Genomic DNA, 18,090 nt, shown 5'->3' on the forward strand with positions numbered 1-18,090 from the left:
TCGACCGAAACGCGCATCATGTGCGTTTCCACGTCGATTGCCTAATTCCAGCATGCCATTCGACACGATTGCCCGTCGGCCGCCGCGTCTATTCCTCTCACAGCAAACGCGCCAAGGAAGGTGTTTCAGTCTCCTTCCGAAATCATCGCATACTGCGATTCCACGAGACGCCAGTATTCGCCGCGCTTGGCCATGAGGTCCTCGTGCGTGCCGCGTTCGACGATCCGGCCGTGGTCGACGACGCAGATCATGTCGGCATTCTCGATCGTGCTCAATCGGTGCGCGATGATGAAACTCGTGCGTCCGACGAGCATGTGCTGCAACGCCGCCTGCAGCGCCTCCTCGGTGCGGGTGTCGATGTTGCTCGCCGCCTCGTCGAGAATGAGGATGCGCGGGTCGGCGAGCAGCGCGCGCGAACGCGATGAGCTGGCGCTGGCCCATCGACAGCGTGGAGCCGCGCTCCTGCACCACCGTGTCGTAGCCGTCGGGCAGTTCCTCAATGAACTCGTGCGCATGCACAGCCTTGGCTGCGGCGATGATCTGCTCGTCGGTCGCATCGAGTTTGCCATAGCGTATGTTCTCGCGAATCGTGCCCGAGAAAATGAACGTATCCTGCAGCATGACGCCCATCTGCAACCTGAGCGAGTCCAGCGTGACATCGCGCACGTCGTGGCCGTCGATCAGCACGGCGCCATCCGCCACGTCGTAGAATCTGGAGAGCAGATTCACGATCGTCGTCTTGCCGGCACCGGTCGGGCCCACAAGCGCGACGGTCTGGCCGGGCTTCGCATGCAGGTCCACATGGTCGAGAATGTTCCTGCCGTCGGGTTCGTAGCGGAACACGACGTCGTCGAAGCGCACGTCGCCGCGGATCGGCGGCAACGGCTCGGCGCCCGGCTTGTCGACGATGTCGGGCTGCACGTCGAGCGTTTCGAAGATGCGTTCGAGATACGCGGAGCAGGTGATGAGCTGGTTGTAGAAGTTGCCAATGTTGATCACCGGGTTCCAGAAGTTGTTCGCATAGCCAACGAACGCGATCAATGTGCCGGTGGTCGCGGTAACGCCGGCCACGTGCATGATGCCGACGTAATAGATCAGCGCCATCGTGGACATCGAGATGATCTCCATGCTCGGCCACAGCAGGAACTGGATGTGCACGGCGCGCATCCACGCGCTCCGCTGCTCGCCTTGCAGGTGCTGGAACGTCTCGTACTGCTCGTGTTCGCGGGTGAAGGTCTGCGTGGTCTTCACACCGGCGATCGACTCGTGAATGAACGCGTTCACGTTGCTCTGCTTGTTCGACAGATTCTGGTACGCCTTGCGCTGGAAATGCTGCAGCACGCGCACCACCACAATGAGCAGCGGGAACAGCAGCAGACTCCACAGCGCGAGCTTGAAATCGATCGCGAACATGACGACCAGTGTGAGCTCATCGAGATCACGACGGTAGCTATTCTCGCGAGCCGCCTGCCATGCGGGCGCAGGTATTTGCCTATTCTGCGCAGATCATGGAAATTGATGCTCTCCTCGAGCTCCTCGTCTTCGCGGTACGTGTTGCGTTGTGCCATATTCAGCTCGCCTCCTCTCGGGATTGTGGATTGGCGGGGCGGCGCGGGCCTCGCTTCGTCGGTTGTCTGCGTTCCGTAGCGCTCCTCAGCGAGGCCCGCGCCGCCCCGCCAATCCGTGGTATCACGTTCATTGACACAGAATCATTGCCGCAGATTGTCGGCCTGTTGGCCGAGTTGTTTCTCGTAGATGTGCTCGTAGAGCCCGTGCCGGGCGATGAGTTCGTCATATGTGCCACGTTCGGCGATGCGACCGTGTTCGAGTACGAGGATCAGATCGCAGTCCTTCACCGACGAGATGCGGTGGGCGATCGTCACGATCGTCTTGCGGTCGTCGAGGTCCTTGAGATGCTGCTGGATCTGCGCCTCCGTCTCCATATCCACCGCACTCGTCGTGTCATCCATGATCAGGATCGCCGGATCGTCGGCAAGCGCACGGGCCAGGCCAAGCGCTGCTTCTGACCGCCCGAAAGCCCTACGCCGCGTTCGCCGACCACCGTCTGGTAGCCTTCCGGCATGCGGCGAATGAAGTCGTCGGCCCCGGCAATCTGCGCCATACGCCGCACGAAATCGGGGTCGGTCGCCTGTTCGTCGCTTGCGCCGAAGCCGATGTTGCCTTCGATCGTGTCGGAGAACAGGAACACGTCCTGCGCCACAATGGCCACCTGGGAACGCAGCTGTTTGAGCGGCCAGCGTTTCGCGTCGATGCCGTCTATGGTCACGGTGCCCGAGGTCGGGTCGTAGAAGCGTGCGATCAGGTTCACCAGCGTCGATTTGCCGGCGCCAGTCTCACCAAGAATGCCAAGGCGCGAGCCGGCGGGGGCATGGAAGTCGATGTCGTGCAGAATCAACGTGTCCGGGTCGTCGGGGAACGCGAAATCCACATGGTCGAAGCGAATGTCGCCGCGCATCGAATCGGGAACGACGCCCTCGCGCGCGGCCTTCGTGTTCTTCACATGCGGCGTGGCGGTGAGGGGTCTGCGAATGTTCACACAGCTCGCGTTGAAGCGCTGCCAGTCGTTGACGAGCCAGCCGAACTGGCGCACCGGGCCGTCGATCATTCACAAATACGACGAGAATGCGACGAGTCCGCCCAGGCTCATGGCACCGCGCGCCACAAGGAATCCACCGAAGCCGAGTGTGATGAGCTGGAGCGCGAAACCGAGCCAGTCAAGGCGGGGCAGGTACTTGCGCGTGTTCATCGCCATGGCCATGTTGCGGTCCATGTAGTCTTCGTTGTGTTCGTCGAACTTCCCTGTCTCGTAGTCCTCACGCACGAACGCCTTGACCACGCGGTTGCCTTCGATGTTCTCCTCCACCATCGAGTTCATCGAGGCAAGCGAATTGCGGATCGCGAGGAACAGCGGCTTGGCCTTCGTGGAGAACTGGTGGGTGAAGAGGAACAGGAACGGCGTCACACAGGCGAGGGCCAGCGCGAGGCGCCAGTCGATCGACGTCATGAACGCGAGCGCGCCCACGAACATGACGACGCAGTTGAGCATCTGGTAGCTCACCCAGCTGAGCAGATGGCGGATCGCATCGGTGTCGGAGGTCATGCGGCTCATGATGTCGCCGGTGCGCGTGTGATTGAAGTAGTCGAAGTCGAGCGTGTGCAGCTTCTCGTATTCGTCGCTCACCAAGCGGTACACGGTGTTCTGCCCGGCGCGTTCCATCCACATCTGGTTGCCGTAGTAGGCGCCGTCGCGCACGATTGTCACACCGATCAGCGCCAGGCACAGGCCGGTGATCAGACTGAGCTGACGCTGCTCGATCACGCGGTCCACAATGCGCGCGGCGATGAGCGGCGTGACCAATGCCATCGCGGCGCTGACGAGGTACAGGATCTGCGCGCCGATCACACGGGGCAGCTCCGGCCTGCAATACGGCATGAGCCAACGCAGATTGCTGGCGTTCCTGTTGCGGTTCGGGTCAACGTACATCGAAGGCGTCCTGCTATACGTCTGGGTCACATATTGGCGTGTGGGGCGCAGTGCGGGCCGTCTGCGGCCTCCGACATCCCTCGGCGTCTGAATGGCGTGCGCCACGGCATATGGGTATATCGTGCGGTTGCCCGTCCATTATCGACATGTTCCGCGGAATACGCAATCGGTGGCCGGCTCGGCGTGTTATGCGGGCGCATCGCCTGTGCAGCGACATGCGAAGGACGGGCGAAAAGAGAGAAGCCGGCGGGATTGAAACCGCCGGCTAACAGAGAGAAGAGAGAAAAGGGTTCAGTTATAAGGGATTCCGAGTGGAATCTCGTCGGCTTTCTTTCGATTGCCGACGGTTATCACTATGCCCGTCGACCCTTAACGCATCGAGTGTTTTCGCTGAGAATTCGCTGGGTATGCTCCTATCGGCACACTGCAGGGCAGGTGTAGAGCGCGCGGAGCAGTGCCGCCCATCTGCTGCAGGCCTTGCAAATACATGGATTCCAGCCATCGGATCCTCAGCCGCCGCAGTAGTGCGGCGACCGTTGGCAAACAATCTGCCCTCATGCCGACTTATCTGCCAGCGAACTCTTGACTGTCGGATTCCCCCACCTGATAGACCAACAGCCTCATCCCGCAATCCACTTTGCATAAAAAGGGACAAATAGAAGATACAGATGTCTCTTTTTACACAAGGAGGGCTCGCACGATGATATTTCAGTCGATATTCCACCCACCTTCTTCCTGCATATGTTCTTCCACATGTTCTTCTGCGTAAATTGGGACAAATAGGCACTGCTATCTGTCCCTTTTTACGCAAGGAAAACCAATTTCACACAGGAAAGACCTGCATGTGCTCCAGTCATCGCATGTTTCCCGCGTAAGAGGGGACAAATAGACACGTCTATTTGTCCCCTCTTACGCGGACTGCATTACGCAGACTGTATGCGAATCAGGCGAGTCACTCCTCGCCGGCAGCGAGCTTGGCCTTCTCGGCATCCAGACGCGCCTGTTCGGCCTCGCGACGCGCCTTGAGGTCGGCGTCGAACCGGGCGAGCTCCTCGTCCACGGCCTCCGTCGGAATCTTCGCGAAGATCGGCGTCGGCTTGGCCACTGGCGCACCCGCCACGATCGGCTCGCTCTTCCACGGGTGCACGTTCTCGCCGAGCACATACTTGCCGGTGATCACCGGATAGGTGAACTCCGGATCGTCGAGATCGTTCACTTCCTCAATGTGCGGCAACGGCGAGAACGTGCCTTCGCCACCCAGCGCCTCCCACACCTTCTGCGAGGAATGCGGCAGGAACGGGGCGAGCAGGTGGTTGGCGTCGGAGACGGCCTGGGCCGCCACATGCAACACGGTGCCGAGGCGCTCCGGGTCGTCCTTGATCTTCCACGGCTCGGTGGCCGAGATGTATTTGTTGATGTCGCCCACCAACGACATCGCGTCGTTGAGCGCGTTCTTCTGTCGATGCTGCTCGATGAGCGCGCCCACCGTGTCGAAGGCGGCAGAGGACTGCGCCAGCAGGGCACGGTCCTCATCGGTCATCTTCTCCTCCACGATCGGCGGGATCTGGCCGAAGTTCTTGGCAATCAGATTCGCCACACGGTTCACCAGATTGCCCCACGAGGCGGCAAGCACCTCGTTGTTCTGGCGCACGAACTCGGCCCACGTGAAGTCGGAGTCGGAGGACTCCGGGCCGGCGGCGGAGATGTAGTAGCGCACCGCATCCACCGGGTAACGGGAGAGAATGTCTTTGACGTAGATCACGATGCCGCGCGACGACGAGAACTTCTTGCCCTCCATGGTCATGAACTCGGAGGCCACCACCTGCTCGGGCAGGTCGAGCTTGCCGAGCTCACCCGGCTCACCGCCTTTGGAGCCTTCGCCGTTGTAGGCGAGCATCTCGGACGGCCAGATCTGCGAATGGAACGTGATGTTGTCTTTGCCCATGAAATAGTAGCCCGGCGTGGCCGGGTCGTTCCACCATGCGCGCCAAGCCTCCGGATCACCGGAACGACGCGCCCATTCAATCGACGCGGACAGGTAGCCGATCACCGCATCGAACCACACGTACAGGCGTTTGTTCGGGTTGTCGATCCAACCCGGCACCGGCACGGGGATGCCCCAGTCGATGTCGCGGGTGATGGCGCGCGGCTTGACTTCCTTGAACAGGCCGATCGAGAAGTTGAGCACGTTCGGGCGCCAGCCCTTGCGCGTCTTCAGCCATGCGAGGTTCGCCTCCGCCAGGGCGGGGAGGTCGAGGAAGTAATGCTCGGTCTCCTCGAAGATGGGCGTCTCGCCGTTGATCTTCGAAACCGGGTTGATCAGCTCATCGGGGTCGAGCTCGTTGCCGCAGTTGTCGCACTGGTCGCCGCGCGCACCCTGCGCATGGCAGATCGGGCACTCGCCCTCGATGTAGCGGTCCGGCAGCGTACGACCGGTGGACGGCGAGATCGCGACCTTCTGCGTGCCCTTGTAAATATAGCCGTTGGCCAGGCACTGGCGGAACATCTCCTGCACCACGTGCTCATGGTTCTTCGTGGTGGTGCGGGTGAACAGATCGTAGCTCAAGCCGAGGTTGCACAGATCGTTCGCGATCACGCGGTTGTAGCGGTTCGCAAGTTCCTGCGGGGTGACGCCCTCCTTGTCGGCCTCCACCAGAATAGGCGTACCATGCTCGTCGGTGCCGGACACCATGAGCACATCGTTACCCTTCATGCGCTGGTATCTTGCGTAGACGTCGGACGGCACACCGAAGCCGGCGACGTGACCAATATGACGGGGGCCGTTCGCATACGGCCAAGCGACGTTCACCATAATATGACTCATACGCCCGATTATCTTCATGCGCTAGGACACTTCCGCACTGTTTTCCGCCCTGTTGCAGCATCACCATGCGCGGACTGGCGGAGCCTCGATTATTCACAACTCACATCGCATGCCTTCACCTTATCCACATATCCACATTTCCCCTGAAACAGCTGGAGCCCACCCCATGCCCTTCCTAGCATATGCGGTATGCGCATCCGTGCTCATACGCAGCGATCTACAGGCAAGGGAGAGCAGAAGAGAAAGGAACATGCGTCCGTGAACACCACCGCCGTACAGGAAGCGGTCCGAGCCGGCAACGAGGTCGGCTACATGGTCCCGCTCGACCTAGGTCCCGCCTATGCGGATCCGGAACCTCGCGTCCCACGCCAGCCGGAACGCCCCCGCAACTCACATTCGGTCATCCACACCAAACAGCTGCCCGGACCCCTTGCCATGCAACGACTGCTCAGACTCGACACGTTGTATGAGCTCGACGAGTTCCACGCAGTCACCGCCGAATGCGCGCACACGTTGTACGGGCGTGCCATGCTGATGCGCGACATACTGCCCAACCGCACCACGGCATGCGGGCGCACAGCCGCGTGGGTATGGGTGGGTGGCAGGCTGCCCCAGGATTATTTCGAAGTGCTCTCATCGAGCCATTACCGCAGACTCGCTTTTGGCCGGCGCATCAAGGCATGGCAGCGGCAGGTGGATGAATCGCAGATCTCCACCCTCAACACCCTGAATCTCACGACACCGTTGCGAACGGCCTGCGATCTGGCCATGTACCCGAAGGACGACCCGCATGCGCGCGACGTGCAGGCAATCATTGGACGGCTCATGGAGCATTACGAGTTCTCGTTGGTCGACTGTGAGCCGATTCTCGAGGAATGCTCGCATCTGCGCAATCTGCCGCAAGCCCGCGAGATGCTGATGCAATTCGAAAGCATCGCCTGACGAGGAAAGAGCAAGAGGAAGCATCGGAAGAAGGAAAAGAGATTAGATGATGGACCCACTCCCCCACGCCCGCGCATGCAGGTCATGCATGCCCGCACGCCGTGCCGGCATGCCATTGCGGGTGACGCGACGCAGACATGCCGCATCGCGCGCAGCATCGCAAGCGCCGCGTCGCCGCAGCAGTGCAAAACGGTTGGCGAGCACACTGCACACGGCACACACGCCGAACAAAGGCCTATTGCATCCGCCACCGCCGCCCCTCGCGCTCACACCGCAGTCGGCAAGCGATCCGAACACTCCGATGGACGCGTTATGGCACATCGCGCGCACCATGCCGCACTTGCGCAAATGGGTGGTGGTGAACCGCGCGGCGGACGCGAATCTGCTCGAATACCTCTCGCAGCAGGGAGGGCCGGGAGTCAGGCAGGCGTTGGAATTGGTGCTCGAATCGCTTGAATTGCAACGCAGTTCCATGCAGCGCATGCGAACGTCATAGGCACGGCAATGCCAACGGGATGCCGATTGGCGAATCAGTCGCGCAACGCCAGCACGGCGTTGTACACCTGCTTGCGGTTGGCGAGCGTGCCATCGGCATTCGGGTGCTTTCCTATCACTTCGGCAATGGCGTCCTTGATGCGCATGCCGTGCGCCTGCGCATACTGCATGGCCAGTTCGGCGAGCTCCTCCACGGAGAGCGACTGTGCGGGATCCGTGTCGCCCTCAGAAGCGCCCGCGATCACGAGCACCATCTCGCCGCGCGGCGGATCGTTGGCAACCGACTCGTTGATCTCATGGATGGTGCCGCGGCGAATCTGCTCGTAGTCCTTCGTCAACTCGCGGCACAACGCCATGCGGCGGTCCGGGCCGAAAGCCTCCTCGAGATCTGCCATCGATTCGGCAATGCGGTGCAGCGTCTCGTAGAACACGATCGTGCGGCGCTCGCCCTTCAACGCGCGCAATGCCTGCATGCGTTCGGAATGCTTGCGCGGCAGGAATCCCTCGTAGCAGAAACGGTCGGTGGGCAGCCCGGAGAGGGCGAGCGCATCGAGCACCGCGGAGGGGCCCGGAGCGCAGGTCACCGGCAGGCCGCGTTCGATGGCGCGGCGCACAATGGCGAGCCCCGGATCGTTGATCGTGGGCATGCCAGCGTCGGAGACGACGAGCACGGTCTCGCCATTCGCCACATGGTCGAGCAGCGCGTCGGCCTTGCCGCGTTCATTGTGGTCGTGATTGGCCACCACGCGGCCGCCCACATGCACGCCGAGCCGGTTGGCGAGCGCATACAATCTGCGAGTGTCCTCCGCGGCCACAATATCCGCGCGCTCGAGCAGCGCAACGAGTCGGGCGGAGGCATCGGCGGTGTTGCCAATCGGTGTGGCGGCGAGCACCACGGTTCCACGTGGAACATCTACGTGGAGGGTGCGCGTCTCATCAGCGGGATCCTCGGCGACGCCGGTGTGTTCAGACTGCTCGTTCATACGTTCAGTATGCCGCGCGGGCAGGTCAGCGGGAGGCGAAACATGGCGCAATGAAGGCGATGCCGGAGCGCACGCCGGCACGAACCCACGCGGGCGTGTACCGTGGAACCGGGTATGTGCGCGCGGCCGGCGCGCATGCGGAATGTAAGGAGAACAGATGGGCATGCGTTCCACAGGCACCCCCAAACATGCGGCGGCAGAGCGCGTCGAGCTCGAATCATCCGAACTCGCGGCATCATCGCCGACCAGCGCCCATGCGCGCCTCATGACGTGGGTGTGGACGCTGGTCATCGCGTTGTTCGGCGGACTGCTGCGCTTCGTGAGACTCGGGCAGCCGCGCGCGGTCGTCTTCGACGAGACATACTACGTGAAGGACGCCTGGACCATGCTCAACACGGGCGAACCGATGAGCTGGCCCGACGAGGTGAGTCTGGGCGGTCAGATGGTGCCGGCCGACACCGCATTCGCGAACGGCGACACGAATGCATGGATCAACACCGCGGAATACGTGGTGCACCCACCGCTCGGCAAATGGCTTATCGCTGCCGGGCTCAAGCTGTTCGGGGGCGCCGCGAATCCTGCGGCATGGCGCGCGGCGACGGCGATCGCAGGTGTGCTCGGCATTGTGCTGCTCATCCGCATCACACTGCGGCTGTTCCGCAATCTGCCGGTCGCCCTGCTCGCCGGCTTCCTCATGGCCATCGACGGCGTGTCCATTGTGATGAGCCGCACCGGCCTGCTTGACATCTTCATCATGGTGTTCGCGCTCGGTGCGTTCTCGCTGCTGCTCATCCACCGTGACTGGGCGGAGACCAGACTGCGCATGGCGGCGCAGTCCGGCAAGAATAGACCTCCGCAGATCGCGCTCTCCTGGTGGCGCGCAGGTGCGGCCGTGCTGCTCGGCTGCGCGACGGGAGTGAAGTGGTCTGGAATCTATTTCTTCGCCGTGTTCTGTGTGATCAGCGTGTTCTGGGACGCCTGGATGATTCGCCAGGCTGGCTTCCGCTCCCCTCGTCAATGGCTTGCGCGCGGCGTGTTCGGCGGCGGACTGCTCGCGGCGCTCTACATGGTGCCGCTGTATGCCGCCACATACTTGTTCACCTGGGTCGGCTGGTTCGTGCACCCGAACTCCTACATGCGTAATTGGGCGGCCACCCATACCGGCCAGGACGCGCAATGGCTGCCGGCCGACTGGCGCTCGTTCGTCGCCTACCATGCCGAGATGTGGCGCTTCCACACCACGCTCGACGCTCCGCACGACTACAAGGCGAACCCGCTCACCTGGCCGCTGCAGATTCGCCCGACGAGCTTCTACTGGCAGAAACTGGACGGCCACCCGGGCCTGTGCTCGCTCTCGCCGCGCTCGCAGTGCGTGGCGGCGGTGACTTCGCTCGGCAATCCGCTCATCTGGTGGCTGGGGTCGCTGTGCGCAGTGTTCGCCATTGTCATCGCGATTCTTAAACGCGGCGATTGGCGCATCTGGGCGGTGCTCGCCGGGTTCCTCGGCGGCTGGCTGCCGTGGACCCAGTACCTGAACCGCACCACGTTCACGTTCTATTCGATCGTGCTGCTGCCATGGATGATTCTCGCCATCTGCTACGTGTTCAACTGGGTGCGCGAGACGAGTTCGCGCGAGGTGTGGCTCGTCACTCTGTGGGTCATGGTGGGGGTGTGCGCCATCGTCAGCGTGTTCTTCTACCCAATCTGGACGGCCATGCCCGTGCCATACGAGTTCTGGCGCATGCATATGTGGCTGTCCAGCTGGATCTAACACGTCGCCCCACATTCATCGCCGCCCATGGCAGACGACAAAATGCGGCGCACTTTTCGTCATCTACCAACGCAAATGCCGGCGGTGCGCAAAATTGCCTAGTCTGCAGTTGCGGTCTCAGATCGGTACACCGGCAGCATGCAGGATCGCCTAGTTCACCTCTCCAGTCTCAGATTAGCAATCTGCAGACTCCTAGATTGCCCAAGCGAGACCGGAGTTGCACGCGAGACATGTTGACGGAGCACAAGATTGCGCAGCCTGCAGCTTCAGTCTCAGATCGGCACACCGGCAGCATGCAGGATCGCCCAGTTTGCAATTGCAATCTCAGATTGGCTACTCTGCAGGTTCCTCAACGTCTGGGTGAGACCGGAGTTACCAACAAAGCGCTCCGGCAAACGACGAAAGTGGCATCTGAGTTTCGTCGTTTGCCATGGGCGATATCGCCGGCGACAAACCACAACACCGTCAACCGGCGCCTCTATAGTATGTTCGTTGAACAAACAAGGCACGGGCTCTTCCCCGCCCATTCCCGCTCAACGAAGAGGTGTCATGCAGTATTTTGAGACCACCATCACCGGCATCGACGGTTCCGAGGCGCGTTTTGCAGGCTATCTTCCCGAAAACTACCCCGACATCGTACCCGACCGCAAGCGCCCGACCGTGCTTGTGCTGCCCGGCGGCGGTTATGAGATGACCACAGGCCGCGAGGGCGAGCCGATTGCGCTGCAGTTCCTCGCCGCCGACTACAACGCGTTTGTGCTCCACTATTCGTGCAAACCGTCCGTCTACCCCACCGCCGTGCTCGAGGTGGCCGAAGCCATGCGGCAGATTCGCGCGCACGCAGACGAATGGAATGTGGACGTCGATCGCATCGCCGTCATCGGCTTCTCCGCCGGCGGTCATTTGGCTGCGGATTTCGCCACCTCCACCAGCGATGCCGCGCTCGTCGCGCACGGCTATGATCCGGACGAACTGCGGCCGAACGCGCTGATGCTCTCCTACCCGGTCATCACATCGGGACGTTTCCGTCACGACGGCAGCTTCCGCGCGCTCCTCGGCGAGCGGTACGGCGAGGAGTCGGCGATGAATGAAGTGAGCATCGAGCAGCATATCGACGCGAAGACGCCACCGGTGTTCGTCTGGCACACAATGCCCGACGATTGCGTGCCAGTGGAGAACACGCTGCAGCTCATCGCCGCATGCAAAGCGGCCAACGTGCCGATTGAGGCGCATCTGTACCCCGCAGGTGGCCACGGACTTTCACTCGGCACCGCGCAGACCGCATGGGGCGGCGTCAACGGCATCGAACCCGGCGTGCAGTCGTGGATCTTCCTCGCCAAGGATTGGCTCGACCGCACTTTCGCTGAATAGCACACCCATCCGCAACCCATGTCCCAAATTACGCAGGGAGAGGGCACACCGGCACCTCACTGCGTAAGAAGAGACAGATTCCAGAGGCAAACGTCTCCAATTACGCAGCCGAGCGGATGGCATCGCCGTCACCATCACCCTCCCAGCTCTCGGCCCACGCGCCTCTTCGCCGGAACGGTTGTCTACCTGTGCTATGAATAATCAAGGAGATTGAGAAGCACACACCGCTCTACCGATCGAAGAGGAATTCAATCCATGGGATTCATCCAATTCATTGCCAACCTGCTCAAAGACCCGCGCGCGGCGATTGCCGGCTGGATCGCAATGGGCGTGGCGCCAACACTTGGCTTTATTTTTCTAATCGTCTTCATTGAGACCGGCGTGGTCTTCTTCCCGTTCCTGCCAGGAGACTCGCTGCTGTTCGCAGCCGGCTTCTTCGCGGCACCCGATGCCGCCACCGGCAAATCCGCACTGCCGCTCGCCGCCCTGCTGCCGGTGGTATGGCTCGCACCCATTCTGGGCGACCAATGCAACTACTTCATCGGGCACTTCTTCGGCCGGCGCATCATTGAATCCGGCAAGGTCAAGGCGATGACACCCGAACGTCTGGCCAAAACCGAGAAGATGATCGATCGCTGGGGCCCGCTCGCCGTGTTCCTCGGCCGCTTCTTCCCGTTCATCAGGACGTTCATGCCGTTCATCTCGGGCATCTCGGGCATGCGTTGGAGCAGATTCACGCCGTTCTCGGTGCTCGGCGGTCTCGTCTGGTCGTCGCTGTTCACGCTGCTCGGCTATTTCTTCGGTGGCATTCCGGTGGTGCAAGACAACTTCGAACTCGTGATCGTCGCGATTCTCGTCATCTCGCTCATCCCCACCTTCGTCGGCCTCATCAAAGCGAAGACCGGCAAGAAGAAAGCGCCGGCACACGCGATGGCCGAGGTCGCCGAGAAAGAGGCGACACCTCTCGTAGAGGATCTCGACGGCAACATCGAGCACGGTGCTTGATTCCGCACAGCATGGCCAACGAAGAACGCCAAAAGAGGCTCCGCACTGGCCCAAAGCATTCGCGAGGCAACTGCGAGGCACTATCCGAAACCCGCACGCATGGAGGAATTTGCATTTGGGAAGGGGTTGGGCTAAACTGGACGAGTTGTCGGGAGACGACATAATTGAAGATTGGGGCTGTAGCTCAGTTGGTAGAGCGCTTCGTTCGCATCGAAGAGGTCGTGGTTTCGATTACCATCAGCTCCACTAAGGCCGCTGCATTCATTCCACCGCAGCGGCCTTTTTCTTTACGTATAAGCACATAACCGCACTTCCTTACTCAGACGCCATGCGCACAGGATGCCGGATTACCGTGCGCAGACGGTCGGGAGCACACCGCTGTGGATTGCTCAGGTAGATCTCGTGATGGTGGCGCGCGTCGCTGAAATCCAGCGCATACCCATACTCACCCACAAACTTGTCGAGGGCGGCGATTGTCGCTGGCTCGGTGTCATACGGCCCGACGTGCATCACCTGCGCGCACAATCCCTCGTCATACTCGAACAGCTGCGCGCGTGACACGTCCGCCTCGGGGTGCCTGTTCGCGAATAGTCCGCGCGCATGTTCGAACGCGTCCGCTGTGACGAATTCAGGCAAGCGGATCATCGAAATCCATTGGAAATCCTGTTTGCGCGCGTAATCGACCGGCTCACTCGCGTTCCGCCCCATCCACCACAGACCTTCCAGCGGCGGCACGACATATGGCACGTACCCAGCGATGTGATCACGTGAATCCTTGGATTTCTCGCTCATCTTGATTGCGAACGATATACCGTACAGCAGCTGCAGCGCGCTCTGGTATTCGCCGTGCGGATCGTTCGGGTCCCCCGCCCCGCGCACCGCCACGAACTGCATCGCCGGCACCTCAACGATTGCGGGCGTCTTGCCCGGCACATACAGGTTCTTCTGTTCTCGCTTCACATCGTACGGCATGAGCACACTGTAGCAGAAGATACATGAATGAACCGTCCGCATCAGCATCATCTCTGAGAGAGGGCTGATGCGGGCACGGAAACGCACTCATTCCACCACGGTGAACGTCGCTTGTCGCAGATCCTCGTCGCGGCTCGAATGCCCCACGAGCACCTTGAATTCGCCGGGTTCGACGATCCGCTCAGCATCGCCGTTCACAATCGTGCACGAATCGACCGGCAGATCGAAGACCACGCGCCGCGTCTCCCCCGGCTCGAGCATCACACGCCGGAACAGCTTGAGCTCCTTGCATGCCCAGGTGAACGATGTGACGACGTCGCTGATGTACAGCTGCACGACTTCGGTGCCTGTGCGCGCGCCGGTGTTCGTCAGATTCACTTCGACGCACACCGTGTCGCCTGCGCGGAATTCGGAACCATTCACAATCTGCGGATCTCCGTATTCGAATGTCGTGTACGAGAGGCCCTCGCCGAACGCGAATGCCGGATCCTGGGTCAGATCCGCGTACCGATTGCCGTGCTGACCGCGAATCTCGTTGTAGAACACCGGCAGCTGCCCGGCATGGCGAGGGAACGTGATCGGCAGACGCCCACTCGGCTCGGTCTTGCCGAAGATGATCTCGGCAATCGCGCGGCCGCCCTGCATACCCGGATTCGCCGCCCACAGCAGCGCGCCGAGACCGTCCGCCGCGGATTCGTCGACAATCACGCCGTTCTCGCCGATCACACACGCCGGCAGCACCTGCGGTTTCGAACTGACGAGCACGACGATGAGCGGCTTATGTGTTTCACGTGCAACGTTGGCGAGCTCCTCCAGCAGACGGTTCTGACCGCCCTGCAGTTCGAGCGTCGCCGTCGAGCACGTCTCGCCGACGAGCTGCACGACGTCGCCGACCACTGCGATCACCGCGTCCGCCGCACGCGCCTGTCCCACCGCCTCGTCGAGCAGTCGCTGGTCGATTTTCGCGGCCACCGCCATCTTCGGCCGCGGCTGCCCATCCGGGTAGAGCTCGCCTTCCGGGTCCGGCACCAGATCCACCACGTTCGCGCCACGGGCATATGTGATCTCGCAATCCGCAGGCGCCAACTCGCGCACACCGTCGAGCACCGTGCAGATCATCTCGCGCGGCTGGCCATCCGGCATCCACGGCACCTGACCCGAGTTGCCCGCCCAGTCGCCGAGCTGATTCTGCGCATCGTCCGCAAGCGGTCCCACCACTGCGATCCTGTGCAGCTCACCGGCATCCGCAAACGGCAGCACTACGTTGTTGCGCAGCAGCACAATCGATTCACGCGCCATCTCCAGATTGCGCCGCGCATGGTCTGCAGACCCGATCACCGCGTCGATGCGCGTGCGATCGGGCAAACGCGGATTTTCGAACAGACCAAGCTGGAACTTGAGCGTGAGCAGGCGCGCCACGGCGTCGTCCAGCAGACGCTCGTCGAGCAGACCGTCCCTCACCGCCGCGATGGCGCCTTCATAGAAGCCCGGGGTCGTCATGATCAGATCATTGCCGGCCTTGACGGCATCGGCCGCCGCCACCGTGTAGTTCGGCTTGATGTGCTGCTCCCACACGGCACGGCCCACATTGTCCCAATCGGTCACCAACGTGCCGCCATACTGCCATTCGCCGCGCAGCTTCTTACTCAACAGCCAGGTGTTGAACGTGACCGACGTGCCATCGATTGACTCGTAGCCGAGCATGAACGTGGCGCAACCCTCCTTGGCCACACGCTCGAATGGCGGCAGATACCAGCTTTCCAACGCGCGATGCGTCAAATCGGCCTCGGAGGCGTCACGGCCGCCCTGCGTGTACGAATAGCCAGCGAAATGCTTGGCGCAGGCGAGAATCGCATCGTCGGCGAAGGTCTCGCCCGTGGCGGCGGTCTGCTGGTAGCCCTTGACCATGGCGGATGCCATCTCACCGATCAGCACCGGATCCTCGCCGAAGGTCTCGTCCACACGCCCCCACCGGGTGTCGCGCGCAATGCAGAGCACCGGCGAGAACGTCCAGTGCACACCGGTACAGGAGACCTCCTCGGCGGTCACGCGAGCGGCATCCTCGATTTTCTGCGGATCCCAACTGCATGCCATGCCGAGTTGCGACGGAAAGATCGTGGCACCCGGCCAGAACGAATACCCGTGAATGCAGTCATCGCCGACGAGCAGCGGAATACCCAGACGCGTCTGGTCGCGCACTATCTGCGCTGCACGCACGAGATCGTCGGGAGAGGTGTGCAGAATCGAGCCCACATGGCGGTCCACAATGAGATCGGAGAGCTCGCCACTGCGCGCGTCGAGCTGCATCATCTGCCCCACCTTCTCCTCGAGAGTCATGCGGCCGAGCAGGTCGGCGACGCGCGCGGGAATCGGCAGGGACGAATCCAGATATGGCATATTTGTTTCACGTGAAATCATAACAATTTCCTCATCGAAATTCGCGGAAGAGATATATCCCAGCATATACCGCATCACTTACCGTCGAGTAACCACCCGCGCAAACCGACGAAAACTCCATAATTTGTCACGCTGCAGGCACAGTGGAAGTCACAGAATCGCGTCGCGTTCCTCGTCGTTCAGGTCAAGCGCACCGGCGAGCATCAACTTGATCGCCCGTTCGGCCTCCTCCGCCAATCCGATTGCATCCGGGTCGAGCATCCATTGAATCTGCAAGCCATCCATCACTGCGAGAATCGACATCGCCGTATTGCGGATGGTGGCGTCGTCAACCGATTTGCCGAGCTCGTCGGCCATGATGCGCAGCGCCTTCTCGAGCACGCGCCGCAGATTGCGGTAGCGCGAGACGAAGTAGTCGTACGCCGGGCTGTCTTCGCGAATGGAGTCAGCACAGAACGCAATGAACGCCTTGACCAGACCGGGGCGCATCTCGTTCGCCTTTGCCGTCTTGACGAGGTGGCGGAACGTGATGACGCCATCCTCGGGCATGCCTCCGCGCGCCATGTCTTCCGGGTAATCCTCGAGATCCACCGAATCCCGGTAGATCACCGTCTGCAGCAACAGATTGTCTTTGGAGCCAAAGTGATGCAGCACGCCGGCGCGGGTCATGCCCACTTTCTCGGCGATGTCTTCCAACGTGCCCTTCGTGGCGCCCTTCTCACCGAACACCTCGGTCGCGGCACGCAGAATCGCCTTGCGTTTCTCTTGCGTTTCCGGTCGTTCAGCCATGTTCCTCCACCATTTCCGCGCGTCGCACATACGAGGGGCCCGCCGCACAGACGAAGCCTCTCCCAGGCTAGGTGGTGCGACGACCAATTCCAGCAATTCCCGGCAATTTCACCGGGCCACCCATAACAGATTCCCAGGAGCCGCATATAGTCGCTTAGTGAGCAACGTGTCACCTCAACGACCATAATCTCCCCAAGTATGGTCGTTTGGCATACGCGTGCGTCAGCAAAACGACCATAGTTCGCGCAAGTTTGGTCGTTTACCGCACACACGCGCCACCGAACGACCATATTGTCCGCTCAGCGTGCGGCCAGTTCCGCAATCCGGCGTTCCACCACGGCATTCAGCCACTCCGGTGTCACGCCGTCGTACCCGTCAATCGACATGTACTGCGGGCCGTCCGAGTTGTCGGTGCGAATGAAGCCGAGTTGCGCAATCGTCGTCGTACCGGAAGCGGCGGCGGAAGTGAGTCCGCTCATCGAGTCCTCGAATGCCACGCAGTATGGCATCTGCTCACGGGAGATGCCAAGCTTGCGCGCCGCCTCCACATACGGCGCCGGATCCGGCTTCTTGGCGACGTCATCCTCGCCGCACACATATCCGGCGAACGTGCCTTCGGGCGCCTGTGCAATGAGATTCTCGGCGAGGTTGCGCGGCGATGTCGTCACGAGCATACTCGGCACGCCCGCGTCGCGCAGTGCGACGAGCAGCTCACGCGTCCCCGGAATCCAAGGAATCCGCTCATATTCCGCCTGCGTCACGTATTCGATCATGCGCCGGCCGATCTCCTCCACCGGCAGCGTGCACCCATGTTCGGCGATCTCGCGCGCCACATCCGGCACTGGGCGGCCCGAGCCATTCCAGGCGAGCTCGTCGTTCCACACACCGCCATTCTCGTGCGCGATCTGCATCTCGCCGGCATGCCAGTACGGCTCGGAGTCGATGAGCGTGCCATCCATGTCCCAGAACACCGCCTTGAGCTCCATCTCGCGTCCTCCCACTCTATTCACTTCACACCATGTCTCATAAGCAATCT

At 61.5% G+C, this 18,090-nt stretch carries 11 protein-coding genes, 1 tRNA gene and 2 pseudogenes; 6 read left to right on the top strand and 8 right to left on the bottom strand.

The window, feature by feature from the left end:
* Nucleotides 1–125: 125 nt before the first annotated feature.
* The 3 genes and pseudogenes from BANAN_RS07450 to metG all read right to left on the bottom strand — a co-directional run bounded on the left by BANAN_RS07450 (nucleotide 126) and on the right by metG (nucleotide 6,329).
* A pseudogene (locus tag BANAN_RS07450) lies at nucleotides 126–1,568 on the bottom strand (ABC transporter ATP-binding protein).
* A 141-nt stretch (nucleotides 1,569–1,709) separates the two neighbouring features.
* Nucleotides 1,710–3,505: pseudogene (locus tag BANAN_RS07455) on the bottom strand (ABC transporter ATP-binding protein).
* Between the two features lie 952 nt (nucleotides 3,506–4,457).
* Nucleotides 4,458–6,329 (bottom strand): methionine--tRNA ligase, encoded by a 1,872-nt coding sequence (gene metG / locus BANAN_RS07460; protein WP_041777057.1) that lies wholly within the window; start codon nucleotides 6,327–6,329, stop codon nucleotides 4,458–4,460.
* 258 nt (nucleotides 6,330–6,587) lie between these two features.
* On the opposite strand from metG, the gene BANAN_RS07465 reads away from it, so the two are divergent.
* Both BANAN_RS07465 and BANAN_RS07470 read left to right on the top strand, forming a co-directional pair.
* Nucleotides 6,588–7,271, top strand: a complete 684-nt coding sequence (locus tag BANAN_RS07465; protein ID WP_014698291.1) for a hypothetical protein — start codon at nucleotides 6,588–6,590, stop codon at nucleotides 7,269–7,271.
* Between the two features lie 46 nt (nucleotides 7,272–7,317).
* Nucleotides 7,318–7,767: a variant leucine-rich repeat-containing protein gene (locus BANAN_RS07470; protein ID WP_237705805.1), complete on the top strand. Its 450-nt coding sequence runs from the start codon at nucleotides 7,318–7,320 to the stop codon at nucleotides 7,765–7,767.
* 34 nt (nucleotides 7,768–7,801) lie between these two features.
* Here BANAN_RS07470 and rsmI read toward each other — a convergent pair whose 3' ends face one another.
* On the bottom strand, nucleotides 7,802–8,749 hold the full coding sequence (gene rsmI / locus BANAN_RS07475) for a 16S rRNA (cytidine(1402)-2'-O)-methyltransferase (protein WP_014698293.1): 948 nt from the start codon (nucleotides 8,747–8,749) through the stop codon (nucleotides 7,802–7,804).
* A 157-nt stretch (nucleotides 8,750–8,906) separates the two neighbouring features.
* Here rsmI and BANAN_RS07480 point away from each other — a divergent pair, with 157 nt between their 5' ends.
* From BANAN_RS07480 to BANAN_RS07495, 4 genes are all read left to right on the top strand, one after another.
* On the top strand, nucleotides 8,907–10,520 hold the full coding sequence (locus BANAN_RS07480) for a dolichyl-phosphate-mannose--protein mannosyltransferase (RefSeq protein ID WP_014698294.1): 1,614 nt from the start codon (nucleotides 8,907–8,909) through the stop codon (nucleotides 10,518–10,520).
* A 549-nt stretch (nucleotides 10,521–11,069) separates the two neighbouring features.
* Nucleotides 11,070–11,891 (top strand): alpha/beta hydrolase, encoded by an 822-nt coding sequence (locus BANAN_RS07485; RefSeq protein ID WP_014698295.1) that lies wholly within the window; start codon nucleotides 11,070–11,072, stop codon nucleotides 11,889–11,891.
* Nucleotides 11,892–12,146: 255 nt separating this feature from the next.
* Entirely contained in the window at nucleotides 12,147–12,896 is a 750-nt protein-coding gene (locus tag BANAN_RS07490; RefSeq protein WP_014698296.1) for a DedA family protein, read from the top strand.
* Nucleotides 12,897–13,069: 173 nt separating this feature from the next.
* A tRNA-Ala gene (locus BANAN_RS07495) sits at nucleotides 13,070–13,142 on the top strand.
* A gap of 69 nt (nucleotides 13,143–13,211) precedes the next feature.
* Here the strand turns inward: BANAN_RS07495 and BANAN_RS07500 are convergent.
* The 4 genes from BANAN_RS07500 to BANAN_RS07515 form a co-directional block, all read right to left on the bottom strand.
* Nucleotides 13,212–13,868 carry a GyrI-like domain-containing protein gene (locus tag BANAN_RS07500; RefSeq protein ID WP_041777176.1) on the bottom strand — a complete coding sequence of 219 codons (657 nt, stop codon included), beginning with the start codon at nucleotides 13,866–13,868 and terminating at the stop codon, nucleotides 13,212–13,214.
* Nucleotides 13,869–13,955: 87 nt separating this feature from the next.
* Entirely contained in the window at nucleotides 13,956–16,286 is a 2,331-nt protein-coding gene (locus BANAN_RS07505) for a glycoside hydrolase family 3 N-terminal domain-containing protein (protein ID WP_014698298.1), read from the bottom strand.
* Nucleotides 16,287–16,415: 129 nt separating this feature from the next.
* Complete coding sequence (locus tag BANAN_RS07510; RefSeq protein ID WP_014698299.1) at nucleotides 16,416–17,054, bottom strand: TetR/AcrR family transcriptional regulator; 639 nt, start codon at nucleotides 17,052–17,054, stop codon at nucleotides 16,416–16,418.
* 299 nt (nucleotides 17,055–17,353) lie between these two features.
* Nucleotides 17,354–18,040: an HAD family hydrolase gene (locus BANAN_RS07515; RefSeq protein ID WP_014698300.1), complete on the bottom strand. Its 687-nt coding sequence runs from the start codon at nucleotides 18,038–18,040 to the stop codon at nucleotides 17,354–17,356.
* Between the last annotated feature and the right edge of the window lie 50 nt (nucleotides 18,041–18,090).

Source organism: Bifidobacterium animalis subsp. animalis ATCC 25527 (genome assembly GCF_000260715.1).
Taxonomy (GTDB): domain Bacteria; phylum Actinomycetota; class Actinomycetes; order Actinomycetales; family Bifidobacteriaceae; genus Bifidobacterium; species Bifidobacterium animalis.